This window comes from Vibrio sp. 10N.222.49.A3 (genome assembly GCF_041475145.1).
GTDB lineage: Bacteria > Pseudomonadota > Gammaproteobacteria > Enterobacterales > Vibrionaceae > Vibrio > Vibrio tasmaniensis_A.
This window is the reverse complement of sequence record NZ_JBFRVM010000070.1, coordinates 1-16,755: the sequence shown is the minus strand read 5'-3', so window position 1 is coordinate 16,755 and position 16,755 is coordinate 1. Positions and strand designations below refer to the sequence as shown.

Genomic DNA, 16,755 nt, shown 5'->3' with positions numbered 1-16,755 from the left:
AGGCTGTTCGCGACAGGAAACGGTAACGTTTGCTTAATAATAAACCTCATTCGTTAGCAAACTCGATTATCTTACCCTTACAGACAGTAATAGATTGAATAGTTGGGTAAATAAGTAAATAATATCGCCCCGTTTACACGGCGCTTTTTTCTATCGGAGGCACAATGCTTTACCGTCTAGCCAGAACTGGCTTTTTTCAACTTGATGCCGAAAAGGCTCATGATCTTGCAATTCAAAATTTCAAACGCTTCACTGGCACACCTATTGATCTTTTGTATCGCCAACAATTACCTCACCGACCTGTAGAGTGCATGGGTCTTACTTTTAAAAACCCAGTTGGCCTAGCGGCTGGCCTAGATAAAAACGGCGAATGTATTGATGCATTTGGCGCAATGGGTTTTGGTTTCGTTGAAGTAGGAACGGTAACTCCTCGTCCACAAGCCGGTAATGACAAACCACGTCTGTTCCGTCTTGTTGAAGCCGAAGGTATTATCAATCGTATGGGTTTTAACAACCTAGGCGTAGATAACCTAATTGAGAATGTTAAGAAGTCGAACTATGACGGCATCTTAGGTATCAATATTGGTAAGAACAAAGACACGCCAATTGAAAAGGGCGCAGAAGATTACATTATCTGTATGGAGAAGGTTTACCAATACGCGGGTTACATTGCGGTAAATATCTCTTCACCAAACACTCCAGGACTTCGTTCGCTACAATACGGCGAAGCACTTGATGATCTGTTGTCTGAGCTAAAAACCAAGCAATCTGAATTAGAAGCGAAGCATGGAAAATATGTCCCGCTTGCTCTTAAGATCGCTCCGGATCTAAGTGATGACGAAATTAGCCAGATTTGCGAATCGTTGATCAAAAATAAGATCGATGGTGTGATCGCAACCAATACGACATTGGATCGCAGTATCGTTGAAGGCATGAAGCATTGCGACGAAGCGGGTGGCCTAAGCGGACGTCCAGTTCAATCTCGCAGTACTGAAGTTGTTCGTAAACTTCACGAAGAGCTGGGTGACCAACTACCGATCATCGGGGTAGGTGGCGTTGACTCTTACGTTGCTGCAAAAGAGAAAATGATGGCGGGCGCGAAGCTTGTACAAGTTTACTCTGGTTTCATCTACAAAGGTCCAGGTCTTGTAGGCGATATCGTCAAAAATCTATAGTTCGTAAAAACGATCTTAGTCCAAAGACTACAATCCGGCATCGTCTTAATAAAAGAGACACTGTAACTCACTGAGTTGTAGAGAAAAGCAATAAGAAAGAGGAATTCATTTCCTCTTTTTTTTTGCCTATCGCACAGTAAAATTACTGTAATTGAAGGTAATTTTGCGTTTTACCTAATGGAATGGTTCAACAGTGTGAGACGAAATGATGCTTAAACCTAGCGATACATGGAGTTGGTATTACGATGAGCAGCAATGTTCATTGATGCTAAACCTCGGAGAGGATATGATTTTTAAAACGAATCTGGTCCGCAATAAGCTGGTGGACTGCGCTTTTAAAGATAATGAATTCACTGTTGATGATGCATCTTCCTACCAAACCTTCAAAGAACAAATTTCTGGCTTAGAACTGTCTGAGCCACGCCAAGCAGAGCTTGCACTTTATTGCGTGGCCGCGAAGCGTTTTCATAAGCCTGTACAGCCTAAAAGCTGGTTCTTCGACTCACAAGGCACTGGCCATGAATATCCTCAAGAAGGGGATATTATACAAATGAATAACGAGCATAGTCTTGGTTACTTCATTGTATTGGAAGTAGGAGAGTGTGCGAGCTTATGTGCATTTGTAGACTTAGAAGAGTTCCTCTTAACCCCTTCAAAAGGTTTACGCTTTGGAGACTCGATTAAAGTCATGCACGATAGAATGACTGACGCAAATGCCATCCTTCATCAAACGCATATTGCTATGGTGGGTTAACCTCTAATCTCTAACCTAGAGCATCACTCGAGCACGATTCCGACCAACCATCGCTACGAATAAACCTGTAATACCTCCCCATAATCGGCTTAATAGCCGATTTTTTTGTGCCTAAAAAAGCCTATCTCAATAAATACGACGTAGTTCATTCATTTGAATGACGTTGTTCACTTATTTAATTTGTGAAAAACGTATCTTTTTTAACCTCAATTTAGACCGATTCTCTCATTATCGATAGCGGGTTTCCTCTGTTTATTCCTTGTTTGGGGTCTTTTGTTGCTAAGTTTCAGTCTGAATTGTCTGTTGGTGTATACCAATTTCAGGGTGAATATAAATGCACTTGATGGTTTAAGCCTAACGATGAGTGTTATTTCTGTGAGATTGAGAGTTGTTGTGTGGTAAGGGGATGCGAGTAAGCGATCGCTTCATGACTGAGCATTTGCTAAGCAGTTAGTAGAAAGATTCAATGAAAAGACGAGTTTAGTGTGATGCTCTAATAGCAAATTCAGGTATAATCGAGCTCATTTTTATCAATAAAAGAACACTATGAATCAATATCTAGCGGTTACCTCAAATGGCCTTGAGAATTTATTAGTTGAAGAACTAACCCAACTAGGGATTACAAACGCAAAACCTGTTCAAGCAGGTGTTAAATTCAAAGCCACCAATGAGCAAATTTATCGTTGTTGTTTGTGGAGCCGTTTGGCTTCTCGATTTGTACGTGTCCTTTCAGAATTCACTTGTATGGATGACATGGATCTTTACCTATCGACCACTGCGGTTAACTGGGTAAATCAATTCCATAGCACTAAGCGTTTCGTTGTTGACTTCAATGGTACGAACAACGAAATCCGTAATAGCCAATACGGTGCGATGAAAGTAAAAGATGCCGTTGTAGATTGCTTCGAGAAGAAGTCTTTACCGCGCCCATCTATTAGCAAAGAAAATCCAGATATTCGAATTCACGTTCGTCTGCATCGCGACAAAGCGATTCTTGGTGTGGATATGGTAGGCAGTGGTCTTCATCAACGTGGCTACCGTCCAGAATCAGGTCGTGCACCACTGCGTGAAACTCTTGCTGCAGCGATTCTTCTTCGTAGTGGTTGGGATGCAACGAAACCTTTCCTAGATCCTATGTGTGGCTCAGGCACGTTAGTGATTGAAGCGGCGATGATGGCTGCAAACATGGCACCTGGTGTGAAACGTCAGAAATGGTGTTTTGAATCACTAGAAGATTTCGAACCTGAGCTTTGGGCTGAAGTGAAAGCTGAAGCGAACGTTCAAGGTCGTCGTGGCGTTAAGAAAGTAGAATGTAAGTTCTTCGGCTATGACAACGATGAACGCATGATCAAAACGGCGCGTGATAATGCACGTCGCGCTGGCGTTGAAGAGTTGATTGAATTCGAAGTAGGTGACGCAGCAAAGCTTAAACGCCCTGCAGAGTTCAATGATGGTGTGATTGTGTCAAACCCTCCTTATGGTGAGCGTTTAGGTACAGAGCCTGGCTTGATTGCACTGTACACAGCATTTGGTGCCCAACTTAAAGCGGAATTTGGCGGTTGTAACGCGTCTATCTTCTCTAGTTCTGACGAACTGCTTAGCTGCTTGCGTATGCGTGCAGACAAACAGTTCAAACTGAACAATGGTGCGTTACCGTGTCACCAGAAGAACTACTCAATTTCAGACCGTCCTATGTCTGAGCGTCCAACTGGCGAGCAAGAGCAGCTAATTGCACCTGATTTCGCGAACCGTCTTAAAAAGAACATCGGCAAGATCGGTAAGTGGGCTAAGAAAGAGCAACTAGATTGCTACCGTATCTACGATGCTGACTTACCAGAATACAATGTAGCGATTGACGTATACCCGGGTCACCTTGTGATTCAAGAATACGCAGCACCTAAAGATGTACCGGAAGACAAAGCTAAGCGTCGTTTAACCGATATCATCCGAGCTTCGATTCAAGTGACTGGCGTTGAAGCAAACAACGTCGTGCTTAAGGTTCGTCAGAAGCAGAAGGGTCGTTCTCAATATCAGAAGATGGCTCAAGACTCTTCTAACCTAGAAGTAAACGAATACGGCGTTAAGCTGATTGTTAACCTTCATGACTACTTAGATACAGGCTTGTTCTTGGATCATAAGATTACTCGTCGTCGTATTGGTGAGATGGCTGGTGGTAAAGACTTCTTGAACCTGTTTGCTTACACAGGCAGTGCTTCTGTTCATGCTGCAGTAGGTGGCGCTCGCTCTACAACGACTGTTGATATGTCGAACACGTATCTTGAGTGGGCAAAAGAGAACATGGAACTGAACGGCCGTGTTGGTCGTCAACACCAATTCGTTCAAGCTGACTGCTTACAATGGTTGGCAAAAGAACAAGGATCTTACGACTTGATCTTTATTGATCCACCAACATTCTCAAACTCTAAGCGTATGGATCAATCTTTTGATGTTCAGCGTGATCACATCCAATTGATGGAAGACCTAAAGCGTCTTCTAAGAGAAGAAGGCACGATTGTGTTCTCTAACAACAAGCGTCATTTCAAGATGGATATGGAAGGACTGGAAGAGCTGGGTCTTAAAGCTCAGAATATCTCGTCTAAGACGTTGCCTCTGGATTTCTCTCGCAACAAGCACATTCATAACTGCTGGTTGATTACTCATAAGTAATTAAGAGATTGTATAAGGATATATAGTGCTGACTCTCTACAGTACAGAAGGGTGCCATCTATGTGAGATGGCATTCAAACTCACGGAACAGCTGAATATAAGTCATCAGATCAATGTGGTGGATATCGCATTGGATGATGAGCTCTTCTCCCGTTACGGGGTCACTATTCCGGTACTCAAATTTGAAAGCTCTGACTTGTCTAAACACTCAGAGCTTAACTGGCCTTTTGGCTTGTTAGAACTTAACGATTGGTTAAAGAAGAATGGCATTACTTACAATTCATAATGGGCAATTAGCGTTTGGCGATCACCCGTTATTAGATGGTGCGGATTTCGCACTACAAGAAAACGAACGTGTGTGTTTGGTTGGCCGTAATGGTGCAGGTAAATCAACGTTAATGAAGATTTTGTCTGGCAACATCATCATGGATGACGGCAAGATGCAGATCACGCAAGATGTGGTTGTATCTCGTCTAGAGCAAGATCCACCGCGTAATGAACAGGGATCTGTTTACGAATACGTCTCGGGTGGTTTAGCTGAGGTAGGTGAGTTGCTTAAGGAATACCACAACTTACTCGATGTGATTGCAGAAGATCCTAGCGAGAAGAATTTAAATCGCCTTACTCGCGTTCAAGAAAAATTGGATCATGCAAATGCTTGGCGTTTTGAAGATCGCGTAAGTAATGTTCTTGCTGCACTTAAACTAACAGCAAATACTAAACTGACGGAACTGTCAGGTGGTTGGCAACGTAAAGCCGCACTTGCACGTGCGCTTGTATGTGACCCTGACGTATTACTGCTTGATGAGCCTACCAACCACTTGGACGTAGCTACGATCGAATGGTTAGAAGCTTTCTTAAAAGATTTCCGTGGTTCAATCATCTTTATCTCGCATGACCGTGCTTTCATCAAATCAATGGCGACACGCATTGTTGATCTTGACCGTGGCAAGCTAAGTTCTTTCCCTGGTGATTACGACAACTACTTGTTAGAGAAAGAAGAAGCGCTACGTGTTGAAGAGATGCAAAACGCTGAATTTGACAAAAAGCTAGCGCAAGAAGAAGTTTGGATTCGTCAAGGCATCAAAGCGCGTCGTACGCGTAATGAAGGCCGTGTTCGTGCTCTTAAAAAGCTTCGTGAAGAGCGCCAAGATCGTCGTGAAGTACAAGGTAAAGCGAACATCCAAATCGATACGTCTGCGCGTTCAGGTAAAATCGTATTTGAAGCAGAGAACCTTAACTTTGCATTTGAAGGTAAAGAGATCGTTACAGACTTTAGCTTCAACATCATGCGCGGTGATCGCATCGCACTTATCGGGCCAAATGGCTGTGGTAAGAGCACGGTGCTTAAACTGCTTCTTGATCAACTTAAACCTGATTCAGGTCGTTTGCATTGTGGTACTAAGCTGGAAGTGGCTTACTTCGACCAATACCGTGAAATTCTAGACCCTGAGAAGTCGGTGATTGATAACCTGGCTGACGGTAAGCAAGAAGTAACAGTAGGCGGACGTGAGCGTCATGCACTGAGTTACTTACAAGATTTCTTGTTCTCTCCTAAACGTGCTCGTACCCCTGTTAAAGCACTATCTGGTGGCGAGAAAAACCGATTGTTATTGGCTCGTATTTTCCTTAAATCGAATAACTTGTTGATTCTCGATGAGCCTACCAATGATTTAGATATCGAAACATTGGAACTTTTAGAAGATTTGCTTGCCAACTATCAGGGTACGCTTCTTTTAGTGAGCCACGATCGACAGTTTGTTGATAACACGGTTATGACAAGTTGGATATTTGAAGGCAACGGCGTTGTTGAAGAATTTGTTGGTGGTTACCACGATGCTCAGCAACAAAGAAAGCAGGCTATAGAGTACCGACAGGTTGAAAAGCCATCAAAGCCAGAGAAAGTAGTTGAGGAAACTCCCAAAACTGCGCCAGTTAAGGCTAAAGCTAAGAAGTTATCGTATAAGCTACAACGAGAACTAGAAGCGCTACCTTTGCGTTTGGAAGAATTGGAAACTCAAATTGAAACTCTTCAGGAAGAAGTCAACGATCCTAGCTTCTTTTCAAAATCTGTAGAGCAGACACAACCAGTATTAGATAAGCTATCTGCAGCAGAGCAGGAGCTTGAAGTTGCTTTTGAGCGCTGGGAAGAGCTCGAGGCACTACAACAGGAAAGTTAAGAAGTAATCATGACTTGTAATAAATTTAAATTAACAACAGTTGCAGCCTTAGTTTTGGCTGCAACTAACGCGAATGCTGCACTGTACAAGGTAGTTGAAGTCGCGACTCCTAGCTCAATTGTCGGAGCTTCTGAAACGTTTGGTGTCGCGATTCAACCAGCGGCGGTTACCGGAACTGAAAGTTGTTTTACCGCTGGTACTATCGGTGGTGTCGCTTGTGATAGCTTTAAGCTAGCAGGTGAAACTCGTAATTCGCTTGAAGCCATTAGTTACCGTGAAGAAGTTCCTTTCGCTATGGATGCTGTCTTCCAATATTTACAAGAGTTCGATGACTTCAAAAACTATTGTAAACGTGAACTAAGATATTCCACATGTGAAAGCTGGGCGAAAACTCGCTGGGAAGATACTTGGTTTAAGGAAAGAAACAACCTGAGTTATGTAAATGCAAAGGCATTTATAGAAGGCGGGGCAATACTCGATACTCGCAATACAGTGATCAACTCCCTTTATGTGAACGACGCATCAGAAGTTAAGCCTTTAGGTATCAAATCAGAAGGTAGCATTCGTAATAACGCAATCTTTACAACGTCACCAAATGGGCCTGCAGGATCTTCTGAGACTCGTGCATGGAAAGCTCTCAAAGCAAGTAATGGTATTGTTTACAATGTAGGTAGTGTTTCTACTAGTGAAACCATTACGGAGACGTCAACGCCGGATCCTGTATTTAGTTCAAAAGCTGCTATTTGGGATGGTACGAATACCAAGCAAATCGATTGGACTCGTGGTGGAACTGCTAGACAAGGCGATTACTATGCTCAAGGTAGCATGCGTTCAATTGCCGAATCGGATACTAAGTTTTATGGCGTAGGCTACAATACTGTTGATGGTAGTCGTGATCTGCAAGATATGAATGCATCTGTATTCATCAGTAAATCTCTGGACTTAGCTGACAGCGCGAATACTTGGACGACCAAATCAATTGAGGGGGCTAAGGTCAACTCTAACTCGTCTAATGATTACAAATACAGTAACTCTGTAGCGACCGATATCAACAAAAACTTGTTTGTTATTGGTAACTCTAAGCGTAATGGTCGAGTACCTGAAAATGGTAGCGCAGGCAGCAAGATGTTTGTTGTTACTAATGCTTCAGTTGCGACTCCAACAGCGACATACCTAACGGGTGGTATCTTCTTTGCTGGTTCGAGTGGTGAAGCTAGAGCAGTTAACAACTTCAATGAAATTGTTGGTCAAGTTGACGCAGAAACAACGCGTGAAGTTGATGGAAGTGAGCGTAGACACCGCGGCTTTATTTATCCATATCAAGCAACGGGTACTGACCCATCAAGAATTGATCTGTTTCAGAACAAAGCTTGGTTTCTAGATGATCTAACTAACGACGGCAACGTTGCTGGAGAGAACAACAAGTTCCGAATCATTGATGCTTCAGGTATCAACGATGCGGGTGTTATCTCTGCAACAGCTATAAAATGTATGATCGATACAAATGGAGACGGTAGAGGTAACGATGAACGAGCCTACGATACAACGTCTCACAATTCATACTGTGCTGGTGCTGCGTCTAATGCAGTAGAAGAGGTTGTTGCGGTTAAATTGATTCCTATCGAAGGTAAAGGTAAGAGTGATATCCAAGCTCGTAGTACTGATACAGCAAAGGTCGATCGTAAAGGCGGTAGCTTAGGTTGGTTCGCTTTGACTGTACTCGGCTTATTAGGGTTCCGTAGAAAATTTAAATAATTTCATCTCTTGAGCCCGAGTTCACAATTCTGAATTCGGGCTTTTTTTTCGCCTTGAGAAAAGTGAAAAACTGGTCGATTCTTAAAGTTGGAGTCACAAAAACTCCGCAAAGTTGTAATCATTGTATGTTAGTAAATAGAACACCCGTATGAGGACTGCACTATGAAGAGACAAAAGCGTGATCGACTAGAACGAGCACAATCTCAAGGCTACAAAGCTGGTATAAACGGTAGGTCACAAGAAGCTTGCCCATATAGCCAAATGGATTCTCGGTCTTATTGGTTAGGTGGTTGGCGTGACGCCAAAGGTGATAAGCAATCAGGTCTCTATAAATAGATAGGGCGGAACATATTCAAAGATCAAGGCTCCATTGTTGTAAAGCAGTGGAGCCTTGTTAGTTTCTGAATGGGACATAATATCAATCGTAGAATAATGGCGTAGAGAGCTAATGCTTTAAACTGATACTGATAGCGGAATACACAGTTGCTGGTGGACTAATACAGTACAGTTTCGGGATAAGAAAGTTTGTTTAATCAGTACATTCTAGTGCACTATAACTAAATGTATTGGAGTAAAAATAAAGCAGCCAATGGCTGCTTTATTAAAATCTAACTGCGTTACTCTAATTAAATGATTAGATTAGAATGCTGACGTATCTTGGAAAAGGCCAACTTTCAAATCTTTAGCAACATAAATCTCTTTGCCATCAACAAGTACGCGACCATCTGCAAGGCCCATAACTAGGCGACGGTTAACAACACGCTTCATGTGGATTTCGTAAGTCACTTTTTTCGCAGTAGGTAGGATTTGACCAGTGAATTTCACTTCGCCTACACCTAAAGCACGGCCTTTGCCTTTGCCGCCAACCCAACCAAGGTAGAAGCCAACAAGCTGCCACATTGCATCAAGTCCTAGACAACCAGGCATTACTGGGTCACCAGGGAAGTGACAGTCGAAGAACCATAGGTCAGGAGTAATATCCAGTTCAGCAAGAATCAAACCTTTACCGAAATCACCTTCAGTCTCAGACATTTTAGTGATGCGATCCATCATCAACATGTTCGGTGCTGGTAGTTGAGGACCTTCAGGCCATAGTTCGCCTTGGCTTGATGCTAGAAGATCTTCGCGAGTGTAAGAATCACGTTTGTTTTGCATTATCAATTACTCCAATTTTTGATAGGTGCATATTAGTGAACAGGTGTACGCTAAACAAGTCCGATCAGTACTAGACAAACCAGTTTTTAATGCGTCCAACAATTCCAATAGGGTGCTCATGTCTTTCAAAGTTTTCAATACGTTCCGCAATTTTGCTTAGAACGCTTTCTTGTTCATCGTCTCTAAATGGTTTGTTCATAATAAGAGGAATAGCTTCATCTACATTAGAGACAGACCAAATATGGAATTCTTTGTTTTTGATGCTTTCAATTAGGTCTGGCTTCAGAGCAAGGTGTCTTAAGTTGGATCTTGGAAGGATCACACCTTGTTCGCCAGTTAACCCGTTGTGTTTACACACATGATAGAAGCCTTCGATTTTCTCGTTTAGCCCACCAACTGCTTGTACACGACCGAATTGGTCGACAGCTCCGGTTACTGCTATTTGTTGATTGATAGGGTATTCCGACAAAGCACTGACCAAAGAGCAAAGCTCAGCAAGAGAAGCACTGTCGCCATCAACTTCGCAGTATGATTGCTCAAACACAACAGAAGCAGCATAGGGCAACGGATCTTCAAGGTTTAACGCGCTGCTTACAAACGCTTGCATGATCATCATACCTTTGGCGTGAAGGTTACCACCGAGTTCCGCTTTGCGCTCAACGTCGGCAATGTCACCATCACCAAAGTGGATAACACATGAAATTCGGGCTGGTTCACCATACGATACAGGGTGTCCTGGTACATCGATAACCGTCAGACCATTAACTTGTCCAACTTGTTCACCCTCGGTTTCGATAATAACTTGGCCATCTCGAATATCATCAAGAGCACGTTCAGGTAAGTACGATTCGCGGTTGTATTTGTGTTGCTGTGCTTGCTGAATATGGTGACCATCGATCTCATCATGGTCGGCTTCAATCAAAGCTTCGTTCAATAACGCATTGTGCCAAATCGGGCACAACGGTATATAGCTTTGGTCTTCAGTTTCTCTTGCTCCAGCAGTTAGAATGCCTGTCACCGCCTGTTGCGTGATGTTTGGCAGTTCATAACGTTGTTGGAGCCATTTAAGGTAACCAAGATATTGCGTCAACGTCTCTTCTGTTAGCTTTATGTCTTGTTCAATTTCACTGAATAGGCAGAAACCAGTTTGAATATCACTGTCTAGATAATCAAGATCGCCGAGTTGAGCTCGGTCTCCAACCACAATCAACTTAATATTGTAGGTAAGCGGTAAAGATGGAGATTGGTTTAAGTGTTCTGGGTTGCTACTGATGGGCTCTACGGCCTCACCAAGAAGTGCAGACTTAAGCAGTAACCAGCTTCCCGGGTTTGCTAGAATCAAGTTGGCTGAAACAATCAGATAACCATTGTTCGCTCTAGCCAGTAAGCCAGGCTTTGTCGCAACGACTTGGCCGTCTTTTGATTGAACTTGGTCAAACAAAGAGACAGCATTTAAAGACTCAGTTTTTATTACTGGTAACGTGTGATCATCTAGAGCAGTAACTAAAGATTCAACAATCATTTGACGATAGATCGAATTGTCCGGAGCGTTGACAAGTAAAACACGCGAAAGGTTGGACAAGCGGACAAAGCGGGTTAACGCATCGTTGAATCTATGTTGAATGTCTGAAAATGGGAAAGGCGAGATGTCAGGGAATTGCTCTAATTGAGCGCTATATTCGTCGTACTGAGGCGTAACATGTCGCCAATCTACTAGAGTCATTTAAGTTTCTGATTATGATAATGAGGTAGGGAGTATATAGAAAAACCGATCTCGCTTGTAGCTCTATGTTGTAGTTACTAATCACTAAGCTAATATAAGTATGATCTTGGTCTATTCTTTCAAGACAACAATTGTTAAATAGCCTATTTTGGGTTACGCTGTCACTAGGATTAACTCTCGAGATTAGACATGAAATATCAGCAACTTGAAAACTTGGAATGTGGTTGGAAATGGAACTATCTGGTCAAAAAATGGAAAGAAGGCGAGTCGATCACCTGCCATATTGATTCAAGTGAAGCTGACGTTGCTGTACAAGCCTTATTGAAGCTTGAACACCAACCAACAGGTGTTCTTGAGTGGATATCTGACAACATGTCTCCTGAGCTCGATAACAAGCTCAAGCAAGCGATTCGAGCTAAGCGAAAGCGTCACTTTAATGCTGAACAAGTTCACACTAAGAAAAAATCAATCGACCTTGATTATCGTGTATGGGAAAAGCTATCCCAGCGTGCGAACGAGCTAGGTTGTACGCTATCAGATGCCATCGAGTATTTGGTAAGCGAAGCATCTCGTAGTGAACAGGCCAGCAAGACAGTAACCAATCTTAAAGAAGATTTAAGCAAGCTCCTTTCTGACGATAAATAATCATCAACAGTAGTGGTGACATTATGATGTATGTAATCTTAATCGGTGCAGCGTTGGTTTTTTGGTTAGTCGCGGTTGATAGGCCGGTATTGAAAATCAAATTTAACGATGGGGCGATCGAACAAGTTAAAGGTCATCTTCCACCCAGCTTTAAGCACAACCTTCAAGAGATTGGCCACAACAACACTTTTAAAGGTGAATTAAAAGTGTACGCAAAGCGTTCTGGTTATAATCTCAAGTTCACAAAGGATGTACCTAAGAACGTGCAACAACGTATTCGTAATGTATTCCCACATAACGGCTTCAAATCTAAAGGTTCAAAGAAGGCGTAATTGTCGAGAATTACGTCTTATCTTGTCAATCTCCATACTAAGTTAGTTCTTCGCTTGCCTTAACCATCGTCATACTGTTCTCAGTTCCAATAAAGGAGAACAGTATGAGATATCTAATCCTTTTGTTGTTTTTTTCATCCCCAGTCGTATTTCCCGACGATGCATTGGTTAATCCGGTAGCCAAAAAAATCAAAGCCACGGTCATGAAAGGACTAAAAAAGAGCAATGTTGAAATCGATGGTTATTGTGACCTGATGATTGAAATGAAGCACTCCAAAGGTTACACAAAAATCAAGAGAGTGAGAACGTCCGGCGATAGTAAAGCTTGTAGACAGGCGAAACAGCACTTACCAACCAAGAAAAAGTTCAAATACAGTTTTCCAGAAAAGTTCATCCGACTTCATATCACAAACTGACCATTATAATGCCCTATAACTAAATGATATTAATATGATTGTCTAAACGCGAATGAATACGAGTGAGTTACGGTGATCTGACTAAGATGTTAATTTGTTGCACTGTCACCTTATATAAGCAAATATGTCTCGTAGGGCGTTCATTTTACTGATATCTATTTAGCCGAAGGTGCCAAATGTACACGAATCTTGTTTAGCGACAGCGTGTTTAACTGGGATGCCGAGGTGTTGGCAAGTCATTAGTACCTTTAGTTTTCTATCGGCAGGAGCATGTTCTGAGATAATCACAGAGCTTATACACTCTTTATTCAGATACAGCTTGTTGCCAATAATCTCTTCATTGGGCAGTACCCAGCGATATTCTTTTTCGTAACGCCAGTTTGAATGTTTGATTCCAAGTACGCTCGCGGCTAATTTCGATGCTTTTAAGTCAACTAGCGAAGGAGAACTAAGCATGCTTGGGTTGTCAGTATACTGAACTTCAAAGCAATTGAGATCTGCCTCACCGTGATAACAGTTAAGATCATACTCAATACACATACCTTTAAAGTTATCGCCATACTGAGACCAAAGTATGGGATGGTCATTCGATTGAGAGAAGCACATAACCTTGAAGTCGTTCAGAAGTTCTTTGTTGAACAGGTGATGAGATTCAAAAGGGTTATTAAAGGTCTTAGCGGAATCAAACCACAACGAACACTCGGATATCGATTGTATGTTTCTATCGTGAAGAGATCTGAACTTATAAAGTTTAGGCAACATATCAAACACCTGGTTTACAACATTGTCTGATGTTAACACTATAATTCATAATGTAAGCGTGAATGCATAGTGTTTGCTTGCTTAGTCACCAAGTTTAATCATATAACTGATTGATAGATCAAAATTTAAACACGAAATAGCAGCCTGTTTGAGTGATTTATCTTGCAATAGCGCTGGGTTTTTTAATAAGTTGCAACGTAACTTTGTATTGGTGGAAGAATAGGTCTATATTTGGAGGCAATGTAAAGGAAGTTAAGTGAACCAATAATGATAAATCCGACCTCAAAGAGATCGGACTATTTGCAATGTTAGGCTAGTTGACCGCAATAAATTGGTCTAGCCATTGAAGGAACTTTAGAAATGGTATCGTGCACCAATGTATGCTGTTTTGGATGAAACATCGATGGACTCTATTTCAATATGTGCAGAGCGGTAACCGATATGAACGTCGATGTTATCGGTAATTATTGCGCCCAATTCTCCACCGATTTGGTAAGCGGCCTCAGATTCAGAAGCTGAGAGCCCAAAGGCTTTGATTTCCGTATCAATAGATCCAACGCCTGCTAACAGGGAGACATACAAATCCAAGACGTCGCCTTTAACGATGAATTTGGGTTTAACATTCACGAAGAAGGCTTGGCCTTCAATATCCATCATTTGAGCAAAGTTAACTTTGCCAATTTTCCGGTACTCCGCTTCTAATCCCAGCTTTACTACATCGTGTGTATTGAACTCATAACCGCCAACTAAGTTATAACTCAAGTCAGCTAGATCAGAAGAATCTTCAATTTTGCTACCGCGGTATTCTAATTCGGTTTCATTATAAAACCCGATATCTACACCTGCATAAAAATGACCAAGCTCTTTAGCTGCTGTGTCATTTTCATTAGCAAGCGCGTATGAACTCATGCCAAAAGCGGTGAATAGTGATAGGGCAACCATACCGATTTTCATATTAAGCCTTTTATATAATAAGTTATTGATTCCTTGAATACCTTACCAAATGTAGAGCTTTTAAACTAATAATGGTTTTGTGTAACCATCTGATTTTATGAACTTATTATCGATATAAACATCAATACGAAACAACATGATTCGATTTTGCCCATATCGCTTTATGTTTACACAATCAATATGCCTTTAGCCGAATACAACAAGGTGGCGGGTAGGGAAACTGCTCAATCAAAACAAAGCTGAGGCGTTAAAGCGTAAAGATGAACTCGAAAATGAGAAGCATCAGGCGAGGGTGCGTCGATTGCAAAATGGCGAAGAGCAGGCCAGTAGCCTTGATGACATCAGCATTCGAGATAGGGGATTTAAGGATGAATTTATCCTGTTAGTCGTCTTCGTACCACTCATCTTGTCTTTCATTCCCAATTACGCGCCATATGTTGAACAAGGCTTCAATGCACTACAGAACATCCCTAACCCTTATTGGTTTGTCGTAGGTGCTGTTGTGGTCGATACGCTAGGCATGCGTGCCATGGTGCGATACCTACTTGAATACTACGCATCTCGATGGAAAACGAAGTGATGGCGCACCTCGATGCGTTAATCATTGCACTTATTACCGGTGGAGTCTCAAGCCTTGGCACGATTGCGGCTTTGAAAACCGACATCAACTGGATAAAGCGAGTGCAGCAAGACCAAGAGCAACGGATACGAAAACTGGAGGATCCCAATGGCTAAGAAAGGTTATAAGTGCAAAGGCCGCAAGCAAAATGGCCAGTTAATGAAAGGCTACACACTTAGAAATGGGCGAGTGGTCAAGGCTAACACGACCCGAAAGCGTTACAAGAATCGCCGATAAATCAATACTAAGAGCTACTTTTTATCAAAGTGGCTCTTTTTTTATCAGCTCTATAAGAGCCTTTAACGTTAGCGTCAAGTTTCATAACAAATGACTTAAGTCACTGTTATGAATGGGGTTAATGGGTATAATTCGCAACCATAAATCAAATTAAACAGACAAACCTTGTATTCAAATGCAAAATAGCTGTGAGTGTAGGCGAATTTGGTAAAAATCAATGAAATTAAAAAAATTATTACAACACGATTTTATACAGGCTTTCGAAAGCTTATTAGTTACTCCTTTTGAAAAAGAGCTATTTGTGGCGAGCCTGAGGAATTACTGTTCTCACGGAAATCCCTTACGATTCCATAACTTTGCTTTTTCCATGCGCGAACTCGTTTTACAAATTATTGCAAGACGTGCTCCTATCGAACAAGTTAAGGAAACGAATTGGTACGAAAAAGAGCATGATAGGCTTGATGTTACTCGAAGACAGCAACTAAAATTTTGTGCCCAAGGCTATTTGTCTGATGGCTTTTTTACAGAAGTTGATTTGGAAGATCTAAATTCCAATATCAAGTTTTATCTAAAGAAATTCAACTTCTTCAATAAATACACGCACATTACAGAAAAGCACCTAAAGCCCAACCCTAAACAGTTTTATACAGATATGAAGTTTATTATTGAGTTTTCTCAAGAAGTTGTGGAGAAACTTGAATTATGGGATGACATAGTCGTATCTGCGGTTGAAAATCGTTGTCATGAACAAATTTTCCAGTCAGTCATTGATAACTTCCCCGATGACTTAATGATTTTGGCAAATAATGTAATCATTGAAGAAATTCACCCAGAATCACTAGATATAATCACGGTTAGTGACGAACACATTGAGATTAGTGTGGATGGGACAGTTTATGTTAGTCAAGAGTATGGAAAAGGTGACGACTTTACTGAAATGGCAAATAATTATCCATTTACCATCTCTTTAGAAGTATCGGTAGATGATCCCAATAATGTCACCGTTGATCCCAGTAGCATCGAAGTTGATACGTCAAGCTGGTTCGAGTAACGCTAAGTAGCAAAGCATTTAAGGTTGATTCCCAATGCTTGGTATCTTTCATTCCATCGTTGGTTTTAGTGCTTACGGTGGTGTGGTTCAGTTTGATAGCGGTTAATGCTGCGTCAGCTTTTTCGAATGTACGTAAGTTGGATGTTTACAAATGTACTTTTACAAATATCAGAATGTTAGCCCTTTATCTTTAATGATGTTAAAGCGTGGCGAAGTCTATTTCGCCTCTGCAAGTGAGTTGAATGATAGGCATGAGTGTCGAGCTCGATATTTATTTAATGCCCCAAAAGAGGTTTGGGAGCGATTTGTAGATTATGATCTGCTCCAGTC

17 protein-coding genes are annotated in these 16,755 nt (G+C 41.7%); 13 read left to right on the top strand and 4 right to left on the bottom strand.

The window, feature by feature from the left end; all coding sequences use genetic code 11:
• Positions 1-164 precede the first annotated feature (164 nt).
• The 7 genes from pyrD to rmf all read left to right on the top strand — a co-directional run bounded on the left by pyrD (position 165) and on the right by rmf (position 8,867).
• Positions 165-1,175, top strand: coding sequence for a quinone-dependent dihydroorotate dehydrogenase (gene pyrD / locus AB4589_RS13130; protein ID WP_017077215.1), 1,011 nt, complete (start codon positions 165-167; stop codon positions 1,173-1,175).
• A gap of 205 nt (positions 1,176-1,380) precedes the next feature.
• Entirely contained in the window at positions 1,381-1,929 is a 549-nt protein-coding gene (locus AB4589_RS13125; protein ID WP_372100733.1) for a cell division protein ZapC, read from the top strand.
• Between the two features lie 546 nt (positions 1,930-2,475).
• Entirely contained in the window at positions 2,476-4,596 is a 2,121-nt protein-coding gene (rlmKL, locus tag AB4589_RS13120) for a bifunctional 23S rRNA (guanine(2069)-N(7))-methyltransferase RlmK/23S rRNA (guanine(2445)-N(2))-methyltransferase RlmL (protein WP_017088510.1), read from the top strand.
• A gap of 25 nt (positions 4,597-4,621) precedes the next feature.
• On the top strand, positions 4,622-4,882 hold the full coding sequence (locus AB4589_RS13115; protein ID WP_017077217.1) for a glutaredoxin family protein: 261 nt from the start codon (positions 4,622-4,624) through the stop codon (positions 4,880-4,882).
• The gene (locus tag AB4589_RS13110; protein ID WP_372100730.1) at positions 4,860-6,776 is read left to right on the top strand and encodes an ABC transporter ATP-binding protein; all 1,917 of its coding nucleotides are present in this window, start codon (positions 4,860-4,862) and stop codon (positions 6,774-6,776) included. The genes AB4589_RS13115 and AB4589_RS13110 overlap by 23 nt, the downstream gene beginning before the upstream one ends.
• A gap of 9 nt (positions 6,777-6,785) precedes the next feature.
• A complete protein-coding gene (locus AB4589_RS13105; RefSeq protein WP_372100728.1) occupies positions 6,786-8,531 on the top strand; it encodes a DUF3466 family protein in 1,746 nt (581 codons plus the stop codon).
• A 162-nt stretch (positions 8,532-8,693) separates the two neighbouring features.
• A complete protein-coding gene (gene rmf / locus AB4589_RS13100) occupies positions 8,694-8,867 on the top strand; it encodes a ribosome modulation factor (protein WP_009846667.1) in 174 nt (57 codons plus the stop codon).
• A 303-nt stretch (positions 8,868-9,170) separates the two neighbouring features.
• Here the strand turns inward: rmf and fabA are convergent, their stop codons facing one another.
• Together fabA and AB4589_RS13090 are read right to left on the bottom strand one after the other, a co-directional pair.
• The gene (gene fabA / locus AB4589_RS13095; RefSeq protein WP_010440782.1) at positions 9,171-9,686 is read right to left on the bottom strand and encodes a bifunctional 3-hydroxydecanoyl-ACP dehydratase/trans-2-decenoyl-ACP isomerase; all 516 of its coding nucleotides are present in this window, start codon (positions 9,684-9,686) and stop codon (positions 9,171-9,173) included.
• 70 nt (positions 9,687-9,756) lie between these two features.
• On the bottom strand, positions 9,757-11,409 hold the full coding sequence (locus AB4589_RS13090; RefSeq protein ID WP_017101104.1) for a Lon protease family protein: 1,653 nt from the start codon (positions 11,407-11,409) through the stop codon (positions 9,757-9,759).
• A 189-nt stretch (positions 11,410-11,598) separates the two neighbouring features.
• On the opposite strand from AB4589_RS13090, the gene matP reads away from it, so the two are divergent.
• The 3 genes from matP to AB4589_RS13075 all read left to right on the top strand — a co-directional run bounded on the left by matP (position 11,599) and on the right by AB4589_RS13075 (position 12,802).
• Positions 11,599-12,054 (top strand): macrodomain Ter protein MatP, encoded by a 456-nt coding sequence (gene matP / locus AB4589_RS13085; protein ID WP_009846670.1) that lies wholly within the window; start codon positions 11,599-11,601, stop codon positions 12,052-12,054.
• Positions 12,055-12,077: 23 nt separating this feature from the next.
• A complete protein-coding gene (locus AB4589_RS13080) occupies positions 12,078-12,386 on the top strand; it encodes a DUF3634 family protein (RefSeq protein WP_012603889.1) in 309 nt (102 codons plus the stop codon).
• 104 nt (positions 12,387-12,490) lie between these two features.
• Positions 12,491-12,802 carry a hypothetical protein gene (locus AB4589_RS13075; protein WP_065678357.1) on the top strand — a complete coding sequence of 104 codons (312 nt, stop codon included), beginning with the start codon at positions 12,491-12,493 and terminating at the stop codon, positions 12,800-12,802.
• 159 nt (positions 12,803-12,961) lie between these two features.
• On the opposite strand, the gene AB4589_RS13070 is transcribed toward AB4589_RS13075, so the two are convergent.
• Positions 12,962-13,564, bottom strand: coding sequence for a DUF2971 domain-containing protein (locus AB4589_RS13070; RefSeq protein WP_372100726.1), 603 nt, complete (start codon positions 13,562-13,564; stop codon positions 12,962-12,964).
• A 354-nt stretch (positions 13,565-13,918) separates the two neighbouring features.
• On the bottom strand, positions 13,919-14,518 hold the full coding sequence (locus AB4589_RS13065) for an outer membrane beta-barrel protein (RefSeq protein ID WP_372100724.1): 600 nt from the start codon (positions 14,516-14,518) through the stop codon (positions 13,919-13,921).
• 220 nt (positions 14,519-14,738) lie between these two features.
• Here AB4589_RS13065 and AB4589_RS13060 point away from each other — a divergent pair, with 220 nt between their 5' ends.
• The 3 genes from AB4589_RS13060 to AB4589_RS13050 all read left to right on the top strand — a co-directional run bounded on the left by AB4589_RS13060 (position 14,739) and on the right by AB4589_RS13050 (position 16,425).
• A complete protein-coding gene (locus tag AB4589_RS13060) occupies positions 14,739-15,098 on the top strand; it encodes a hypothetical protein (RefSeq protein ID WP_372100756.1) in 360 nt (119 codons plus the stop codon).
• Positions 15,095-15,253 carry a hypothetical protein gene (locus AB4589_RS13055; RefSeq protein ID WP_372100757.1) on the top strand — a complete coding sequence of 53 codons (159 nt, stop codon included), beginning with the start codon at positions 15,095-15,097 and terminating at the stop codon, positions 15,251-15,253. Before AB4589_RS13060 ends, AB4589_RS13055 begins: the two co-directional genes overlap by 4 nt.
• Before the next feature lie 338 nt (positions 15,254-15,591).
• On the top strand, positions 15,592-16,425 hold the full coding sequence (locus AB4589_RS13050) for a hypothetical protein (protein WP_372100722.1): 834 nt from the start codon (positions 15,592-15,594) through the stop codon (positions 16,423-16,425).
• Positions 16,426-16,755 lie beyond the last annotated feature (330 nt).